This window comes from Pseudomonas sp. MPFS (assembly GCF_022537035.1).
Taxonomy (GTDB): Bacteria; Pseudomonadota; Gammaproteobacteria; order Pseudomonadales; family Pseudomonadaceae; genus Aquipseudomonas; species Aquipseudomonas sessilinigenes.
Map to the genome: position 1 here is coordinate 3,211,723 of NZ_CP066123.1, position 17,997 is coordinate 3,229,719.

At 62.2% G+C, this 17,997-nt stretch carries 14 protein-coding genes; 7 read left to right on the forward strand and 7 right to left on the reverse strand.

The features are described from left to right. Positions 1-29 precede the first annotated feature (29 nt). Complete coding sequence (locus I9018_RS14905; RefSeq protein WP_068576105.1) at positions 30-1,388, reverse strand: glutamine synthetase family protein; 1,359 nt, start codon at positions 1,386-1,388, stop codon at positions 30-32. A gap of 163 nt (positions 1,389-1,551) precedes the next feature. On the opposite strand from I9018_RS14905, the gene I9018_RS14910 reads away from it, so the two are divergent. From I9018_RS14910 to I9018_RS14925, 4 genes are all read left to right on the forward strand, one after another. After that, a complete protein-coding gene (locus I9018_RS14910) occupies positions 1,552-2,457 on the forward strand; it encodes a helix-turn-helix domain-containing protein (protein ID WP_241109939.1) in 906 nt (301 codons plus the stop codon). Positions 2,458-2,650: 193 nt separating this feature from the next. Then, positions 2,651-4,081: a hypothetical protein gene (locus I9018_RS14915; RefSeq protein WP_241109940.1), complete on the forward strand. Its 1,431-nt coding sequence runs from the start codon at positions 2,651-2,653 to the stop codon at positions 4,079-4,081. Between the two features lie 73 nt (positions 4,082-4,154). Further along, the gene (locus tag I9018_RS14920) at positions 4,155-6,434 is read left to right on the forward strand and encodes a P-loop NTPase fold protein (RefSeq protein WP_241109941.1); all 2,280 of its coding nucleotides are present in this window, start codon (positions 4,155-4,157) and stop codon (positions 6,432-6,434) included. 565 nt (positions 6,435-6,999) lie between these two features. Beyond that, positions 7,000-8,172, forward strand: a complete 1,173-nt coding sequence (locus I9018_RS14925) for an MFS transporter (protein ID WP_124348354.1) — start codon at positions 7,000-7,002, stop codon at positions 8,170-8,172. A 12-nt stretch (positions 8,173-8,184) separates the two neighbouring features. On the opposite strand, the gene I9018_RS14930 is transcribed toward I9018_RS14925, so the two are convergent. From I9018_RS14930 to I9018_RS14945, 4 genes are all read right to left on the reverse strand, one after another. Further along, a complete protein-coding gene (locus tag I9018_RS14930; RefSeq protein WP_178083966.1) occupies positions 8,185-8,880 on the reverse strand; it encodes a peptidoglycan DD-metalloendopeptidase family protein in 696 nt (231 codons plus the stop codon). Between the two features lie 329 nt (positions 8,881-9,209). Next, entirely contained in the window at positions 9,210-11,210 is a 2,001-nt protein-coding gene (locus I9018_RS14935; RefSeq protein ID WP_241109942.1) for a U32 family peptidase, read from the reverse strand. A gap of 113 nt (positions 11,211-11,323) precedes the next feature. After that, on the reverse strand, positions 11,324-11,704 hold the full coding sequence (locus tag I9018_RS14940) for a RidA family protein (RefSeq protein ID WP_068576115.1): 381 nt from the start codon (positions 11,702-11,704) through the stop codon (positions 11,324-11,326). A gap of 92 nt (positions 11,705-11,796) precedes the next feature. Then, positions 11,797-12,747: a LysR family transcriptional regulator gene (locus I9018_RS14945; RefSeq protein WP_241109943.1), complete on the reverse strand. Its 951-nt coding sequence runs from the start codon at positions 12,745-12,747 to the stop codon at positions 11,797-11,799. Between the two features lie 139 nt (positions 12,748-12,886). Here I9018_RS14945 and I9018_RS14950 point away from each other — a divergent pair, with 139 nt between their 5' ends. Together I9018_RS14950 and I9018_RS14955 are read left to right on the forward strand one after the other, a co-directional pair. Continuing rightward, the gene (locus tag I9018_RS14950) at positions 12,887-14,062 is read left to right on the forward strand and encodes a M20 aminoacylase family protein (protein WP_241109944.1); all 1,176 of its coding nucleotides are present in this window, start codon (positions 12,887-12,889) and stop codon (positions 14,060-14,062) included. A 25-nt stretch (positions 14,063-14,087) separates the two neighbouring features. Next, positions 14,088-15,410, forward strand: a complete 1,323-nt coding sequence (locus I9018_RS14955) for an MFS transporter (protein WP_241109945.1) — start codon at positions 14,088-14,090, stop codon at positions 15,408-15,410. Between the two features lie 338 nt (positions 15,411-15,748). Here I9018_RS14955 and I9018_RS14960 read toward each other — a convergent pair whose 3' ends face one another. Together I9018_RS14960 and I9018_RS14965 are read right to left on the reverse strand one after the other, a co-directional pair. After that, positions 15,749-16,315 (reverse strand): transcriptional regulator, encoded by a 567-nt coding sequence (locus tag I9018_RS14960; RefSeq protein WP_068576123.1) that lies wholly within the window; start codon positions 16,313-16,315, stop codon positions 15,749-15,751. A 151-nt stretch (positions 16,316-16,466) separates the two neighbouring features. Beyond that, positions 16,467-17,090 carry a TetR/AcrR family transcriptional regulator gene (locus I9018_RS14965; RefSeq protein ID WP_068576182.1) on the reverse strand — a complete coding sequence of 208 codons (624 nt, stop codon included), beginning with the start codon at positions 17,088-17,090 and terminating at the stop codon, positions 16,467-16,469. 126 nt (positions 17,091-17,216) lie between these two features. On the opposite strand from I9018_RS14965, the gene I9018_RS14970 reads away from it, so the two are divergent. Then, positions 17,217-17,948 carry an SGNH/GDSL hydrolase family protein gene (locus I9018_RS14970; protein ID WP_241109946.1) on the forward strand — a complete coding sequence of 244 codons (732 nt, stop codon included), beginning with the start codon at positions 17,217-17,219 and terminating at the stop codon, positions 17,946-17,948. The last annotated feature ends 49 nt before the right edge of the window (positions 17,949-17,997 follow it).

The following is a 17,997-nucleotide window of genomic DNA, read 5'->3' on the forward strand; positions in this document are numbered from 1 at the left end:
ATGTTTTTGTTGTTCGAAAAATCGCCGGATCAAACGCTGAGCAGCAGGAACTCGCGTTCCCAGGAGCTGATCACCCGCTTGAAGTTCTCGTTCTCGGCACGCTTGACCGCGACATAGCCACGCACGAACTTGCGCCCCAGGTACTGCTCGATGACCGGGCATTCCTCCATGTGCGCCAGGGCGTCCTCGATGGTGATCGGCAGGCGCAGGTTGCGTCGCTCGTAGGCGCGGCCTTCCACTGCCGCGCTGGGGGCAATGCCTTCGACCATGCCCAGGTAGCCGCACAGCAGGCTCGCGGCGATCGCCAGGTAGGGGTTGGCATCGGCACCGGGCAAGCGGTTTTCCACCCGCGTGGCTTCCGGGCTGGAGGTCGGTACCCGCAGGCCGGCGGTGCGGTTTTCCACGCCCCATTCGACGTTCACCGGGGCCGAGGTATCCGGCAGGAAGCGGCGGAACGAGTTGACGTTGGGGGCGAACATCGGCAGCACCTTGGGGATGTACTTCTGCAATCCGCCGATGTGCTGCAGGAACAGCTCGCTCATGCTGCCGTCGTCGTTGGTGAACACCGGCTTGCCGGTGGCGATGTCCACCACGCTCTGGTGCAGGTGCATGGCGCTGCCGGGCTCATCGGTGATCGGCTTGGCCATGAAGGTGGCGGTGACGTTGTGCTTGAGCGCGGCCTCGCGCAGGGTGCGCTTGAACACGGTGATCTGGTCCGCCAGGTCCAGGGCGTCGCCATGGCGGAAGTTGATCTCCATCTGCGCCGGGCCGTCTTCGTGGATCAGCGTATCGAGGTCCAGGCCCTGGGCTTCGCACCAGTCGTAGACGTCCTCGAACAGTGGGTCGAATTCGTTGGCGGCATCGATGGAGAATGACTGCCGGCCGCTCTCGGCACGTCCAGAGCGTCCCAGGGGCGCTTGCAGCGGCAGGTCCGGGTCTTCACAACGCTGGGTCAGGTAGAACTCCATTTCCGGAGCCACGATCGGCTGCCAGCCCTTGTCGGTGTAGAGCTGCAGGACTTTCTTCAGCACATTGCGTGGCGACAGTTCGATGGGGTTGCCGAACTTGTCGAATGTGTCGTGGATGACGATGGCCGTGGGTTCCAGGGCCCAGGGCACCAGGTAGATCGACGAGGGATCGGGACGACAGAGCATGTCGATGTCAGCCGGGTCCAGCAGTTCGTAGTACAGGTCGTCGTCGACAAAATCCCCGGTTACCGTTTGCAGCAGGACACTTTCCGGCAGGCGCATGCCTCGCTCATGCAGGAACTTGTTGGTGGGTGCGATCTTGCCGCGGGCAATGCCGGTCAGGTCGCTGACCACGCACTCTACTTCGGTAATCTTGTGCTCTTTCAGCCATGAGGAAAGCTGATCGAAAGGGGCGTTCATAAAGACCTCGATGATTGTTTTCATCTGCACCCAGGTGAGCGGGAGTATCCCGGCAAGGCTTCCCCTGCGGTGCATTGGCGACTATCTTGGGCGAGCCTTGTGGTTCCATCTATCCACTTTCAACAGACGCAAAACGCACCAAAAGAGTGCGTAAGGTCTTCCCATGACGACGTCCAATCCGCTTCAAGTCCAGGCTTTCAAGGCCTTCGATGTGATCGACCAGGTCCGGGCCACCCCCGGTTGGGTCCAGCAGTACCGGCAGATGTCCCCCGGGCATTTCAATGGCCTGGTGCGTTACCTGGACCTGCAGGGCGTGCAAATCTACGAAGAGCGCATGAATACCCGGGTCGAACAGAACTTCAATGCCCCCGAAGGCGCCCTGGCGTTCTGCTTCGATCGCAGCGACAACGCGCTGTACGTGCTCAATGGCGAGAGCCGTAATATCTGGATCACCCCCGAGAACTACCAGGAAGTGGCGGTGGTGTTCGGCCCCGAGTTCGTCCAGGGCCAGGGCCTGGGGGTCGAACGCCTGGATGGCCTGTTCATGGCGCCCTTGACCTGCCAGCAGAACGCGTTGTTCTGCCGCTGGCTCAGCGCGACCTTGACGCGCTTGTCACAGACCCTCGATCCACCCAGCCGGGAAGCCCTGACCCAGCAGTTGCTCGATGACTGCCTGTACATTCTCGACAGCGCTTGCGTGCGCCTGGACCGCGATGGCCTGCAACGGCGCACGGAGGAACGGGCCATCATGCAGCGGGTCGCGCAATGGGCCGCCGACCTGCCCGAGGAAACCCTCAACCTGCTGGAACTGGCCCAGGTCGCCGGGGTGTCCCTGCGCCAGTTGCAGAGCGCCTTCAAGGCCTTTACCGGCATGGCTCCCAGCCAATGGCTGCGCCTGCGCCGGCTCAACAGCGCCCATCGCGAGCTGCGCAGTCGCACTCCACAGGAAACCACGGTGGCCGAGGTGGCGATGCACTGGTCGTTCTGGCACCTGGGGCGTTTCTCCAGCAGTTATCGGGCGTTGTTCAAGGAGTTGCCCAGCCAGACCCTCAAGCGTCGTCCTGGATGAAAAGCTGACCTGTCGTTTGTGGCTGCTTGGCAAGCAAGACTCCGCAGGACGGCCGGCGGTGCCACGCCGTGCGTTTCATCGGGTTGCAAGACCAGGTTGTCTGTCCAGAAACGAGCATCGAGGTGGGGCTGATCAGCCTACGGTAGCGGCTTGCGCCTAAAAGATGGCGATTTGACATAAACCATTTAGAGTAATGAGCGGGATTTACAATCAAGGATTGATGATGGACAGATCCGTACGCTCCACCTATCGCAAGAGTGTCCTGTTGACAGGTGTGTTATTGAGTGCGATGGGCTGCTTGAAAGCCCAGGCTGCCGAACCTGATTTCATCACGGTGCTGATCGAGAACGAGGGTGACTACCCAATCACTTTCGAACCTGCATTCAATGTCAACGCGGCGGATTTCGAGCGCAAGTACCCCATTGATGTGCCTCGGTACGCCACTCTCAAGGGGACGGAGGCAGGGCCGGTGGTGATTGGGTCGCGTCAGCAGGGAGTGCTGGTGATGGCACTGAAGAAACCGGTCATCAATATCGTCGATCTGTTCAGCAAGGACTGGGGCTTCAATCTCAAGTTCTGCCAAGAGCGAGGTGCCTGCGATGAAGCCCGCGTGAGTGGCACCATTCGTTCCACCACGAGCTTCAGGTGGTCACAGACGAATAACTTCAGCAACGCCTCGTATGGCAGCATGACCAACGCGGAAATGCAGGCCTATGCCGGTGCCAAGTCTGCTGTTTCGGGAATACTGACTGTGCTCGGCGGTGTGCTGGGCCTGCCTTTCGGTATTGGCGGTATCTTTGGAGGGTTGCCCGATGCGCAAGACTTCAGGGTGACCTTGAAGCAGCAGTGCAATGCCCGCTTTTCCATGAATCTGGAACCCTCGGTTGCCCAGGATGGCGCGTTTCTTGTGGATCTGCGGGTCAACCGGGTGCTCCCCAGCGACATGACCAACTTCAATGGCTTTGTCATTGATGACAGCGCGGTACACAGCAACGGCTTCCATATCGTCGAAAACAGTTGCACCGATGGTCGGCAGGCCCAGTGCCTGATCAAGCTGCGCGGTGGAACGAGCGTTACCAACCTCAACACCACCGAATTCGCCGTCAGTAACCGCGCCGGATGCAAGGCCGACGAGAAACTGGCCTATTCCCAGGGCTCTTTCATGCTGAACAACAAAGTCGGCTTTCCGGTGCGCTACACGTTGTTCATCAAGGACCGCATGGTGGACAACGGTGAGGTCTGGCCTGATCAGAACAAGGATTTGCGCCAACTGGTGGGGCAGGTCATGGCCACTGTCGGCGATCAGGAATGTCCACAAGCCCAGGACCCCTGGATGGGTGGGCGGCGCATGGGCGTCTGTCCGCTGCGGTTGGAGGTCCAGGGTGATGGCGGCCCGGGGCTCAAGGGCAGCTTGCGTTGTACACTTTCCATGCGCCAGGGCACCGTGGGCGACCCCAATGCCGACTACATGAATCTCTACAGCTTGACTGGCTGTACGCCGAGCATGCCGGCCTCTATCAGTCCGACAGCCGATTTCTACCAGATGGATATCAAGCGCATGGTGCCGTTGAGCGGGATGTACAAGATGATTTCCATCGATCTGTTCAAGCCCGTTCGTCCCTAGAGAGTGAGGCGGCCCGTGGTGGTAGCAAGCAAGAGCAATGAGCACCAGGAACCAGGATAAGGAACTGCAACGAATGTCGACCATCCAGAATGCTAGCGTCTCTGGTGGAAATGATGCGCCACTCACTCACCGCCAGGACGATCTTCTGGACCGCTGGCCGTTAGCCAAGCTGATTCATCGCGTGATCACTTCCACTCCCCCGGACTGGTCCTCGCGCATCGGCCTGTACGGCCAGTGGGGCAGCGGCAAGACCAGCGTGCTGAACTTCCTGCAGCAGATTGCAGAGGAAAAGGGCGATATCGTCATCCGCTTTCCCGTCTGGCGCACCAACGGTGAAGACGGGTTCCTGGCCCGCTTCTACCTGGAGTTGACTCAAGCACTGCAAGGTGAAGGCCTGGCCGAGCCCTTGCGCCCCTGGCTGCGGCGCTTGAGCCAGAAGGTCAGCCATATCGCAGCCAAGGCGACGGATACGGTTGCCCAGGCGCAGCTTCCGGACTCACTGGAGTACGGTCAGGTCATCACTGCTGCGGCCAAGGTATCGGGGGTCGTGTTCGACAAGTTGGGCAGCATGCTGCAACTCAAGGAAGAGGACCTGGAGGCGTTGCACAGACAGTTGGGTGCGCGCCGGGTGATTGTCTTCATCGACGACCTGGATCGCGCCGACCCGAAGATTCTGCCGGAAACGCTCCTGGCCCTGCGGGAGCTGCTCGACTGGCCTGGGTTCGTCTTTGTCCTGGCGTTCGATCATGAGCTGATCAGCCGGGCGTTGTGCAGTTACTCCGAGGCTTTTGGCGAGTCCGCCCAGCACTTCCTGGACAAGATCATCGACGTACCCTTTGCCCTGCCGGCACCCACGGCCAAGCAGACAGAGAAGATGGTGATGAAGAACCTGCAGGCGTGCTGTGGTTTTTTACCTGCGACGACGATCGAGCGCTGTGCCCAGTGGTTTCCCGGCAATCCGCGCCAGGCCAAGCGCATCTGTCGCAGCCTGTCGGTGTTCGGTGCGGCGGCAGAGCGGCACAACGAGGGTGATCTGGACTGGCACGGGATTGTCTTGCAGACCCTGCTGCGTGAGCTGGAGCCCAGGATGCTCGATCATTTTAACCAGCACACCCAAGTGCTCTTCAATGCGTTCGGACCCAGCATGCTGGGTGGCCCAAACGAGGAAGAGCGCGAGCAGCAGCGACAGGCAGCGCTCGCCACGAGCCGCTTCGATCCAGAGGGGCCGTTGGCCCAACGCTCCTTGCAACTGTTCGAGGCGTTCGTACTCGCACGGCGCGACAGCCAGTCGGGGCCGGAGAAAATCGACTACGAGATGAGCCTGGCAACCCTGGTACCTGCCTTCACGCTTCGAGAGTTTGCGCTGTTCTTCGATAGCTGGCTGGAGCATCGGAGCAAGGGGGTCATCGATGAGTTCATCCACCAGGCCATCGACCGGAGTGGGGAAACCGAGCGCCTGGTGATAAGGGACATGCTCAATGCCGCCAACATCCAGTATGGGCAGCTTCACAGGGCGGCTGGCGCGTGTTACTCCCGGAGTGCATTTGAAAGTGCCGCTGATAAATGCCTGGCGTTGCTGGAGTTGATGGAGTGGTTCTACGGCGAGGGGGCGAGCGAGACCATCAGGGCGGTTTGTCGGGAGCCCGAGGCCTGCCTCGCCGCGATCAGGACCTTCTTCGACTTCCTGAGTCTGGACGACACTGAACTGGATCGGAACATTCGCCAACGCGAATGGTGTTTGGCCCAGCGCATTGCGGCTAACTGTGATGAACCGAACCAGATTCACTTTGCAATCCAGACCCAGTTCCGACAACTCATCAGCTATGGCAGGCAGGACTTTGAGGCCCGCGACCAATACCTGGACAAAGTGACACAAGCAGTGGTGCCAACCCTGGTGAGCAGGGCGATCGAGCTGTTCTTCTGCCCAAACGGTATCGCCAACTCATTGTTTACGGAAAACTCGAAGTATCAATGGCTGTTAAGTGGCAAGAGCTCGCCCTTGTATGAGAGCACGGCCGCAATAGAGCTGTTGGAGACCCGCATGCAGGCTTCCAGGGATGCCCGGCAGAATGCCGTGCTGGCAGATAACGCATCCGCTTACCTGAGCTACTTCGAGCTGGGTGATTCATTTATACAGCCGTTGCTCCATTACTCGGCCGCTACCCATGGTCGGTACGTTCAATTGAGTTGGCAGGCCTTGACCCAGGTCGAACCCAGGGTCCAGGTACTGGTTCGGCTCAGGAACCTGCGCCACAACCTGTTGACAGTAGGCGTGGCAGAGTCGCTGTTGCCCATTCCCGCTTGGTGGGCGGGCAGGGAAGGCGACCTGGAGCATGAGCAGCTGGGCCTGTAGCGGCTTGGCATAGGAGCGCTGCACTGCATCCTTCCAAGGCTGGAGCAATGGCTGGCCTGGTGCGCAGGAACGGGCCTGCTGGCCTCTCTTGTGAGTGGAACACCAGGCCCGGTGCAACGGGTAGCGAGTGAACTATCGGGACTCAGTGCGACAGGTCCGGCCCAGTGCCGACAGGGATTGGCACCGAGTTCACCCCGCACGGTTGGCGCAAGGTTCTGGCGCACTCCGGTAAACCTCTGGCTGCTTGCGTGGGTGTGCCCAACAGCAGGCAGGCGCCAAGCCAGCACGGTAGCGAGGTTTTGCAAGAGTCCTGCGAGAGTCGCAGATGCCCTGTTCACTGCATGAGGTTCAACGCCGGCTAGATCCATTTCTGGGCAGGGGGCGAGGGCAAGGGGCTTGACCCGAGTGCGTGGCCGAAACTAGCATCGGTCTTTCATTCAATAATTCAATTGAATGTATTGCCAGGAGTCCTCATGCCCAATCCCAGGAAAGCTTCATCGAGCTCCCGCCTCCCGCTGTGGGGAGGATGGTCATGACCGCACGAGGCCATCGCGATCAGGTGTCCATGCCTGGGACGGTCTACTGGTTGGCCCTGACCATTTTCGTCCTGACCACTTCCGAGTTCATGGTCGCTGGCATGATGCCGTCCCTGGCGGCGGTGTTCGGCGTCAGCGCGGCGCAAATCGGCTACCTGATCGCCCTGTATGCCTTGGGCATGGTCCTGGGCGGTCCCTTGCTGACGGCCTTGTTCCTCTGGTTGAAGGTGCCCAGTCGGCAAGCCCTGCTCTGGCAACTGGCCCTGTACCTGCTGGGCGCCGTAGTGGCTGCCAGCGCCAGTCACTACGGCACCATGGCATTGGCCAGGGTCATCACCGGTGTGGCGGGTTCGGCATGCATCGGCGGGGCGCTGGCGATCTGTGCCGAGACAGTGGCGCAGGAGGCCAGGGGCCGGGCCTCATCCATCGTGCTCAGCGGCATGATGCTGGCCACTGTACTTGGGGTCCCGGCGGCGACCCTGATCGACCAGCACCTGGGCTGGCGAACCAGCTTTTGGCTGGTGGTGGCGCTGACGGCTGTGTGCGTCGTGATCGTCAGGGCGCTGGTGCCGTCTTCGCGAGAGTCGAGCGGCGCTGGCCTGGGTGAGCAGTTCAGGGCCCTGGGCAGCGGCACGCTATGGGCCGCCTATGCCAGCAGCGGCTTGGTGATCGCCGCGGCCTACGCGGCATTCACCTACGTCACGGCGATCTTGACCGAGGTGTCCGGGGTACCTGGCACACTGCTGCCGATCCTGTTGGGGCTGTACGGCCTGATGAACCTTGTCGGCAACAGCCTGGTGGGGCGTTTCGCCGATCGCTTCACCTTCGCCGTACTCAGCTCGGGATTGCTGGTGCTGGGCCTGGCCTTGCTGGCCTTCGCGCTCTGCGCCGAGCAGGCGCTGTTCAGTGTCGTGGCATTCCTGGTCATCGGCCTGGTGGGCGTGCCCCTGAGCCCGGCCCTGATCGTGCGGGTCATGCGTACCGCCAATCCCGGACCCCTGGTCAACAGCGTGCATGTGTCGGTGATCAATGCCGGCCTGGCGTTCATCGCCTGGGCTGGCGGGCTGGCGATCCAGGCGGGCCATGGGCTCAAGGCACCTTTGTGGATCGGTGCCGTGCTGGCGTTGCTGGCCTTGCTGACGCTGTTGCCGCGCCGGGTCAGGGCTTCGTTGGCGCCAGCGCCACTTTGTGAGCCGGGTTGATGGTGGTGTTGCTCAACCCGGTGGTAGCAGGCGTATCGGGTCGACCGGCACGCCATTGGCGCGGATCTCGAAATACAACTGGGCGCGGTCGGTATCCTGGGACCCGGCTTCGGCGATTTTCTGGCCCTTGATCACCATCTGGCCTTCCTTGACCAGCAGTTTGCTGTTGTAGGCATAGGTACTGGTGTAGGACGGCCCGTGCTGGAGAATCATGAGGTTGCCGTAGCCGCGCATGTAGCCGGCGAACGCCACCTTGCCGCCGAGGCTGGCGTGGATCGGCTGGCCCTCGGCGGTGGCGATGCGGATGCCCTGGTTGAGCTTGCCGGTAGGCGAGAAGCGTCCGATCAGCACCCCGCGCAGCGGCCAGGTCCAGCCTTTGAGAGTGACCTTGGGCATCGGCGGGGCAGGCGGTGGGGCCTTGCTCCTGCTGGTGCTGGTTCGTGTCTTGCTGCTGGCCACCCGGGTCGTTCTGGGGGCGCCACCGCCCACCTTCAATACCTGGCCGACTTCCACGGTATAGGGCGCCTTGAGACCGTTGAGCCGCGCCACTTCCTTCCAGTTCGTGCCGTTGCGGCTGGCGATGGAATACAGGGTATCGCCGCGCTGGACGCGATACTCGCCAGCCTTGAGGGGCCCGGAGTTGGAGGGCTTGGAACTGCACGCCGACAGAGTCAGGAGCAGGGCAATGAATACGAATCTTGCGAACACACGTTATCCATTCTGTCTTGATAGGAGCGGGGGCCGGAGTGCGGCCAGCGCCGGAATCGGCTTGTCGCTCAGCGAGGTCGGCCACTATACCTGTTTGCCGATCGACCGGCGCGTAGTAGACCACGGCGACTGACAGGGAACTCCCCCCTGGCCGAGAAAAAAACGCTACGTACGTAGAAGAGGGGGCGTATGTGCAATGAAATCCAGCATGGCGCGTAACAGGCGGAACGTTGTGCCTGTCAGCGCCGGGCTATTGGCAGGTGCAGGCTGGTGGCCTGGATTGGAATCTGCAGCGGGCGCGACGGCATTGCGCGGCGCCCGCCAGCCACTCAATGCGGTGCGCGGTGAATGGTCTTGAGCAGGTCTTCGGGGCTGATATGGCCCACCACCGAGTCTGCACTGCTGCCGGGCAGCGGCAAATCGAGGATATGGCCCTTGATCTTGCCCACCACGTGCATTTCGCAAGGCTTGCAGTCGAACTTCAGGGTCAGCACCTCGTCACCGTGCACCAGCTGCATCGGGGCCACCTTGGTACGTACCCCGGTCACGCCCTTGGCCTGCTTGGGGCACAGGTTGAAGGAGAAGCGCAGGCAATGCTTGGTGATCATCACCGGCACTTCGCCGTGTTCCTCGTGGGCCTCGAAGGCGGCGTCGATCAACTGCACGCCATGGCGATGGTAGAAGTCTCGGGCCTTCTGGTTGTAGACGTTGGCCAGGAACGACAGGTGCGACTCGGGGTAGACCGGCGGCGGGTTGCTTTCGGCTTTGCGCGAGCCCCGTGGATGGGCGGCGATCCGTGCGGCGTCCAGGGCTTCGATGGCTTCCCGGCGCAGGGCCTTGAGCTGGGAGTTGGGGATGAAGTACGCCTGGGGGGCGTCCAGCTTGACGTCGGTGGCGTGGTAGCAGGTAGTGCCCAGCTGGCCCAGCAGGTCGCGCAATTGCTCCAGGGCCTGCTCCGGCTTGTTGGCCACGCCAAAGGGGCCGTCCAGGGCGACGCTGATGCCGATGCCTTCTTCACTGGTGGCGCTCAGCTCCAGTCGCTCCTCGCGCAGCCGGGCCTGCCAGGCCAGGCCGATACGGCGTTCGGCGGAGGTACGGGTCAGGGCCTGCTGCCAGTTGTGGTCCAGGTTGCGGCTCAGCGGATGGTTGGGGCGCAGGCGATGCAGGCCCTCGGGCATTTCGTTGGGCTCGACGCGATAGCGATAGCGCTTTTCACCGTCTTCCTCGAACTCGCCGCGGGCTTCGGCGATGTTGGCGCGAAAGCCCACCACCTCGCGCTTGACCAGCAAGTTGAGGCCGTCGCCGTTGGACAATGGCTCGAAGGTCACCACCTGCAGGTCGCGCTTGCCGACCTTTTCCACCACGCCCACCGGCAATCCGGTGAAGGTTGGTGAGTCGAACGCGCCGATGTCGATCTTGCGCTCGCTGACGAAGTAGTCGGTGCTGCCACGGTGGAAGGTCTTGTCCGGGTCGGGAACGAAGAAGTGCGCGGTGCGGCCGCTGGACGCGCGAGCCAGGTCCGGGCGGTCTTCCAGTACGTCGTCCAGGCGCTGGCGGTAGTAGGCGGTGATGTTTTTCACATACCCCATGTCCTTATAGCGACCCTCGATCTTGAACGAGCGCACCCCGGCCTCGACCAGGGCGCGGATGTTGGCGCTCTGGTTGTTGTCCTTCATCGACAGCAGGTGCTTTTCGTAGGCAATCACGCCACCGTGCTCATCCTTCAGGGTGTAGGGCAGGCGGCAGGCCTGGGAGCAGTCGCCGCGGTTGGCGCTGCGACCGGTCTGGGCATGGGAAATGTTGCACTGGCCGGAGAAGGCCACGCACAGGGCGCCGTGGATGAAGAATTCGATGGCCGCGTCGGTCTCGGCGGCGATGGCGCTGATTTCCTTGAGATTCAGCTCACGAGCCAGTACCAGCTGGGAGAAGCCGGCCTGGTCGAGGAACTTGGCCCGCTCCAGGGTGCGAATATCGGTCTGGGTGCTGGCGTGCAGTTCGATGGGCGGAATGTCCAGCTCCATCACCCCCAGGTCCTGGACGATCAGCGCATCGACACCGGCGTCGTACAACTGATGGATCAGTTTGCGCGCCGGCTCCAACTCATTGTCGTGGAGGATGGTGTTGAGGGTGGTGAATACCCGGGCGTGATAGCGACGGGCGAATTCCACCAGCTGAGCGATATCGCTCACCTCGTTACTGGCGTTGTGGCGGGCGCCGAAGCTCGGGCCACCGATGTACACCGCGTCGGCGCCATGCAGGATGGCTTCGCGGGCGATGCCGACATCGCGGGCAGGGCTGAGCAGTTCGAGGTGATGTTTGGGCAAGGACATGTTTTTTTAATCAGGCTTATCAGGGTCAAGGCGCGCATTGTAGCGGCGAAATGCTTGCCCGGCACCCGTGTGCTGCCCGGCGGCGGCTGCGCACTGGGCGCAGCCGCTTGGCATCAGGCCTTGGCGGCCATCGCGGTGACTTCCACGCGCATTCCCGGCACTGCCAGCGCCGCTACGCCAACGGCCGCGCGAACTGGCCAGGGCTTGGCGAAGAAACGCTGGTAGACCTCGTTGAAGGCTGCGCGATCGGCCATGTCGGTGAGGTAGATGGTCAGGTGCAGGACCCGGTCCATGGAGCTACCGGCGCGCTCCAGCGCGACCTTCAGCGCTTGCAGGGTGCACTCGCTTTGCAGGGTGATGTCGCCCAGTTCCAGGCTGCCGTCGGCATGGGTCGGGATCTGGGTGGAGACCAGCAGGCCGCCGAAGCCTGCGACGTCGGAGGAAATGGAGTCGGCGTCCGGATCGGGCAGGAAGGAAATATCTTGGTTTGCCATGGGGCTCTCTTGTTCGAGGGGGTTACAAGGGCAGGGCCGTTCGGGGCGGTCGCTGCGCAAGGCTTGCATCATGCCATCCGTGGCCCGGCGGTTCAAAACTGCAGGCTGAGCATCCTGGCCAACTGTCGGTGCGCCTCGCGGTGGGAGCGATTGCAGGCCTTCAACGTGTCCTGCAGGCACTGGACGAAACACTGGGCGGCCGAATCCAGGGGCTGGTCACGCAGGTGAATCACGCTGGCTTCGCTCTCCTCGAGGGGTTGCTCGAGGGTCAACGCCCGAACCCTGCCCTGCAGGGGAGGACAGAGCATCATGGGTTCGGGGGAGTAGCCGAGCATCCCGGCATCGGCGATCAGGCTGCTGAGCATGGCACTGGACTGGGCACAGACGATGCGCCCGGGGTCTATGTGCAAGCCGTGGCGTTCGAACAACTGGTGCATGAGTGGCGCTTGGCTGGACTGGCTGAAGTTGATCACCCAGTCATTCTCCAGCAACTCGGCCAGCGAGCGCGCCGAGCATCGCGGGTGCTCATGCACCGCCAGGACCTTCATCCGGTAGCGTGCCAGGGGCATGTGCACGAACTCCTGGGGGGGCAAGGGGGCGGCTGGCCCCAGGGCCAAGTGCATCAAGCCATTGCGCAGCAGCGGCAGACTGACGGCCAGCAGGCCTTCATAGACCTCCAGCTGGACCTTGGGCAGCGCCTGGCGAAAGGCCTGGACCGTGCTGGCGAGTACGGTCTGGCCCAGCCAGGGGGTCACCCCTACGCACAGTCGCGAGGGCGTTTCTCCTCGTAGGCTGGCCAAGTCGGCCTGGGCTTTTTGCAGCTGGCTGGCGATCTGCGTGGCGTGTGGCAGCAGGATCTTACCAGCCGGGGTCAAACGGGCCCCACCGGTATGGCGGACCAGCAGGGCCAAGCCCTGTTCTTCTTCCAGTTCCCGCAGGGCTCGGGTCACTGCCGCCTGGGACACCCCCAGGCGGCGGGCAGCGGCGCGGATTCCGCCGCCCTCGGCAACGGCCACCAAGGCCTGCAACTGATGGAGTTTCACTGGGGGCTCCTGAATACCAACGGTTGTCACGACAACGTTTTTGCGGCTTATGCCAGGCATTTTCCGGCGCTAGGTTAGGTCAATGGACCGGGGTCGGTCCATGCGCGGCACGTCACATAGACCTTCAGGACACGACACCATGTATGAAACCTGTATAAGTCCCGGAATCGCTGAAATCACTCCGGCAATGATCGAGTTGCGACGGGCGCTGCATGCCCAGCCGGAGCTGGGATATGAAGAGTTCCTTACCCGTGAGCGGGTGGTCGAGCTTCTACGCAAGTGGGGCTATGAGGTCCATCTGGAACTGGCCGAGACCGCCGTGGTGGCTAGCTTGCACAATGGCCATGGCCCTAGCCTGGGGCTGCGGGCAGAGCTCGATGCGTTGCCGATAACCGAGCAGGGCGAACATCCATGGCGCAGCCGCACACCCGGCAAGATGCATGCCTGCGGGCATGATGGGCACATCGCGATGCTCCTGGCCGCTGCTTGTGAGCTGGCTCGCAATCGCTGCTGGCGCGGCACCCTGCATCTGTTCTTCCAACCGGCAGAGGAAGGACATGGAGGCTCTGGCGCCAAGCGCATGCTGGAGGAGAACGTCTTCGAGCTGTTTCCCTGCGATGGGGTTTTCGCGCTGCACAATTCGCCAGGCATGCCGGTTGGCCAGTTCGGGGTGTTGGCCGGTCCATGCATGGCCTCTACCGACAACATCGTCATTCTCATCGAAGGTGTTGGCGGTCATGGTGCCATGCCGCACAAGAGCGTGGACCCGGTGGTGATCGGTTCCTCACTGGTCATGGCCCTGCAAAGCCTGGTGTCGCGCAATGTACCGCCCAGTGACATGGCCATCGTGACCGTTGGTGCATTCCTGGCGGGCGATGCCGCCAACGTCATCCCCCAGCAGGCCGAGTTGCGCCTGAGCGTGCGGGCCTTGCGACCTGAGGTCCGGCAGATGCTCCGGGCGCGCATCCAGAGCCTGGCCGAACTGCACGCCGGCAGCTTCGGCGCCAAGGTACGGGTGATCTTCGGTGAGGGGTATCCGGTCCTGGTCAACGACCAGCAGGCCAGTTCGCTGGCCGCCGGGGTGATTCGCGACTGGCTTGGCGAAAACGCATTGGTGCAGGGCCTGCAACCGATTTGTGCCAGCGATGACTTTGCCTACTGGCTGGAGCGTGTGCCCGGCTGCTACCTGTTGATCGGCAATGGCGACGGCGCGGGCAGTTGCGAAGTGCATCACCCGGAATATGACTTCAACGATCGGATCTTGCCCCTGGGCGCCAGCTTCTGGGTACGCCTGGCCGAGCGTTTTCTGGCCTGAATCGAACGCCTGAGAGGAACCGTTGATGACAACAACAAAAACAACGACCACGACCCTGCTCGATGCGGCAACTGAGTCGCCCCGGCCCAAGCATCACCGGGCGATTGCCGCGATCTGCCTGGGCAATGCCCTGGAGTTCTACGATTTCCTGGTCTACAGCATGCTGGCAACGCTGATGGCCCGGCTGTTCTTTCCCTTTGGCGATCACTCGCTGATTCCCCTGATGCTGTCGCTGGCGGTGTTTGGCACCGGCTTCGTCATGCGTCCGCTAGGCGGTTTGCTGATCGGCCTGTACGCCGACCGTGTGGGGCGCAAGGCGGCGTTGCGCCTGACCTTGTGGTTGATGGCGAGCGGCTCGCTGTTGTTCACCCTGGCCCCTACCTACGCCCAGGCCGGGCTGCTTGGGCCTGCGGTGATCATCCTGGCACGTCTGGTCCAGGGGTTTGCTGTAGGCGGGCAGATTGGTAGCTCCACGACGATGCTGATGGAATATGCGGACAAGGATTCCCGGGGCTACTACTGCAGTTGGCAGACGTTCAGCCAAAGCCTGGGCATCGCCTTCGGCGGGGTGCTGGTGATGAGCCTGAGCAGTCTGTTGAGCGCCGAGGCCATGGATAGCTGGGGCTGGCGACTGGTATTTGCCGTCGGCATCCTGGCGATTCCCATCAGCGAGTACATCCGCCACCGGCTGCCGGAGACCGAAGTGCACCGCAAATTGGTACGCCAGGAGCCGGAGGACGAACGCCAACTCAAGCTGCTGTTGCGCCACCCGCGGCAGATAGTGGCCGGAGTGCTGCTCGTGACCGGTGCCACCGTGCCTATCTATACCATTCAGTTCTACCTGGCGAACCATGCGATCAGTGTCTTGCACATGCCCCTGGCTGTGGCGACCTGGGCGGCTATCTTCGCTTGCCTGCCACCGTTGCTGCTGTCCGCCCATGCGGGGCGGTTGAGTGACCGCATCGGGCGACGCAAGTCGATCTTCTGGCCACTGCCCATCCTGCTGATCGCCATCTACCCGGCGTTCCTGTTGGTCAATCTGTATCCGAATATCCTGATGCTGCTGGCGATCGTGACAGTGCTGAGCATCCCCTTGACCTACACCATCGTCCCTAACATGGCGCTCTTGCCTGAATTGTTTCCGGCCCGGATCAGGGTCAGTGGAATGTCCATCGCCTACTGCATCGGCGTGGCGGTCTTTGGAGGGTTCACCCAGTTGTTCGCTGCCGCACTGGTCAGCCTCACTGGCAGTCCGAATGCCCCGGCCTGGTACATGTTCGCCGCTATCGTGCTGTCCCTGGCGGGGTTGAAGTTGGCACCTGAAACGGCTGGCAGGGAGTTGGATTGACAGGAAAAGGAGCAGGACTGCGCCGGCATACAAGGTTACAAGTGGATCAATTGAGTCAATATTGACTCATTGGCGGCTGCGAAGTATCTTGTCGCCAGTTCGGACTTTTCCGGATATTTCATCGGTAATCCGTGTGCAGGGACGGCGCTGACACCCTCCCAAGCCCAAACAGCACGAAGTGCCCTGGCCGCGTTGCTCTGCCATAGGTCAAGGCACGGATGGATGTGCCGGTCCAGCTCCTTTGGTTGGCCGCAACCAGCCAATTTGCCCCGTCGGCCTTCGGACCGCGGGGCTTTTTTGTGTGCCGGCAATGCACTGGAATGGGGGAGGACAGCCCGTCAGGCAGGCTTGGTGGTGGCAATGGCGCCATGGAGGAACATCTGTTCCACCACATTGGCCGAATTGGCGCTGGCCGCGCGGCCACGGCGCTCGGCATCGACAATGCCGAAGATCAGGGTGAGGAACAACTCGGTGAAGACCTGGGCGGTGATATCGATGCGGAACACTCCCAACTGCTGGCCTCGCAGGAAGAACGCGTCCAGGGCATCGGTATAGAACTGCCAGCGTTCGTCTTCGCCGTCGTTGAGCATGGTGTCGGGGCGGTACTGGAACAGCAGGAACACCAGCATTTCGCGATGGGCCAGGTGCTCGCTGACCAACGAGCGCAGGGCGGCTACGGGCTCGTCATGTTGCAGGTCGGTGCTATCGATGATGCGATTGAGTACGCCTTGGCCGTGGTCTTCCATCATCTGCAGCAGCTTGTCGCGCGTGCCGCAGAAGCGGTGCAGGGTGGCCTTGCTCACTCCGGCGAGTTCCGCCAGCTCCTTGAGGGTCGCCCGCGGACGGTCGACGATGGCCTGGGCCAGCGCCTTGATGAGTCGTTCGTCTTGAGGGGTCAAGAGCATCAGTGGACCTCGTGTCAGTTGTGAAATGCACGCATTGTGCAGAAATAGTCGATGGCTTCAACGCCAATCAGCGATTGGATGAGGAAAACCGCCACTCAAGTCGCGTTCCAGACGTTGGTTCCAGGAGCACCTTCATCGCCACCCGATGGGTTCAACCCGGGTGACCGGCCTGAAACAACTGCTGGAAACCTTGCAGGGTGCTGTCCACGAAGCGTTCATCGGTGGTGCCTTCAGGGAAATCCAGGACACCCTGGATAACCAGGGAGGCCAGGCCGTGAGTGTAGGACCAGCCGGCGAGGGCCGCTCGCCGCACCTGTGGCTCGTCCACCTGCAGGTGCAGTAACTCGGCGATGATGCGCCGCAACTCGCCGAAGGCCTGTTCTCGGGCGATGGACAGCTCGGGGAGCATTTCGCCGGTGGCGAACTCGGGGCCGAACATCAATTGGTATAGCGCCGGATTACGTCGAGCGAAACCGAAGTAGCTCAGGCAGGCGTTGCGCAGTTTCTGCGTACCGTCGACGGTGCTGTCGTTGAACACCAGTACCGCTGCCAATTCACGAAACCCTTCGGCTGCGAGGCTGCCGACCAGCTGGGCACGATTGGCGTAGTGATGATAGGCGGCAGTGGCACTGACGCCCACGCGCTCGGAAACCGCTCTTAATGAAAGCCGGGTCGGTCCCACTTCCTCCAGCATTGCCCGGGCGGCAGCCAGGAGCTGCGGTGCCAGGTTGCCCACGTGGTAGGAGTCGCGCGAGCGTGGGGAGTTCTTGGTCATGGGAAGTTCGCCGGTATGGCCTGAAGGGGCCTGCAAAGCGCGAAATCCTACCACGGTGATTAATCTTGACGCTGATAAGATTGCACCTTAGCCTGCATCCCATCTCTTGCATGGGGCTCGTCAATCATGTTGCAAAGCCTGTCCGGATTGCTCCTGGCGCCGTTGCTGCTGGCCCAGGGGCGCTATGTGCGCAGGGTCACTCCACGGCTTGCAGAACCTGCTGGCGAACGGTCCGGCGCCTGTGGTGCCGGCCCCTTGCTGCGGTTGTTGATCATGGGGGATTCGGCCGCCGCCGGAGTGGGGGTGACGCACCAGGCCGACGCCCTGTCTGGCCAATTGGCAGCGCGCCTGTCCAGGCACTTCACCCTGTCTTGGCGCCTGCTTGCCCAATCCGGGCTCGATACCCCGGCCTTGCTGCAAAGAATCGAAGACAGCGATACCGAGGATTTCGACGCCGTACTGGTTTGCGTCGGTGTCAATGATGTCACCGGCGGTATCGGTGCCAGGGCTTGGATGAGCTGTGTGGCTCGCTTGGTGGCGTTGCTGCGCAAAAAGTTCGCAGCCCCCCGGGTCTTGCTGTCCTGCGTGCCACCGATGCATGCCTTTGCTTCCCTGCCGCAACCTTTGCGCTGGTACCTGGGGAGCAGGGCGCGACGCTTCAACCAGTTGCTTGGCCAGTGGAGCCAAGCGCAGCCCGGGGTAACCCTGGTGGCCGGCGAGCTACCACTGCACGACGACATGCTGGCCGTGGATGGTTTTCATCCTGGGGCTCTGGCTTATGGAATCTGGGCCGAGGAGGTGGCGACCGTGTTGCGTCAGCCCTGGGTCGCAGCGCGCGGTTGCCGGCCTGGCAACTGAGCCACTACGCCGTCCCCAGGCAAGCTGGGCGACGGAACCTGAGTAGCAT

Excerpts from the sequence above, each read along its gene's own strand:
- I9018_RS14925 (WP_124348354.1), top strand. The coding sequence starts at position 7,000 with ATGCCTGGGACGGTCTACTGGTTGGCCCTGACCATTTTCGTCCTGACC.
- I9018_RS14915 (WP_241109940.1), top strand. The coding sequence starts at position 2,651 with ATGAGCGGGATTTACAATCAAGGATTGATGATGGACAGATCCGTACGC.
- I9018_RS14970 (WP_241109946.1), top strand. The coding sequence starts at position 17,217 with ATGTTGCAAAGCCTGTCCGGATTGCTCCTGGCGCCGTTGCTGCTGGCC.
- I9018_RS14905 (WP_068576105.1), bottom strand. The coding sequence starts at position 1,388 with ATGAACGCCCCTTTCGATCAGCTTTCCTCATGGCTGAAAGAGCACAAG.
- I9018_RS14955 (WP_241109945.1), top strand. The coding sequence starts at position 14,088 with ATGACAACAACAAAAACAACGACCACGACCCTGCTCGATGCGGCAACT.
- I9018_RS14940 (WP_068576115.1), bottom strand. The coding sequence starts at position 11,704 with ATGGCAAACCAAGATATTTCCTTCCTGCCCGATCCGGACGCCGACTCC.
- I9018_RS14965 (WP_068576182.1), bottom strand. The coding sequence starts at position 17,090 with ATGACCAAGAACTCCCCACGCTCGCGCGACTCCTACCACGTGGGCAAC.
- I9018_RS14920 (WP_241109941.1), top strand. The coding sequence starts at position 4,155 with ATGTCGACCATCCAGAATGCTAGCGTCTCTGGTGGAAATGATGCGCCA.
- I9018_RS14935 (WP_241109942.1), bottom strand. The coding sequence starts at position 11,210 with ATGTCCTTGCCCAAACATCACCTCGAACTGCTCAGCCCTGCCCGCGAT.
- I9018_RS14910 (WP_241109939.1), top strand. The coding sequence starts at position 1,552 with ATGACGACGTCCAATCCGCTTCAAGTCCAGGCTTTCAAGGCCTTCGAT.
- I9018_RS14950 (WP_241109944.1), top strand. The coding sequence starts at position 12,887 with ATGTATGAAACCTGTATAAGTCCCGGAATCGCTGAAATCACTCCGGCA.
- I9018_RS14960 (WP_068576123.1), bottom strand. The coding sequence starts at position 16,315 with ATGCTCTTGACCCCTCAAGACGAACGACTCATCAAGGCGCTGGCCCAG.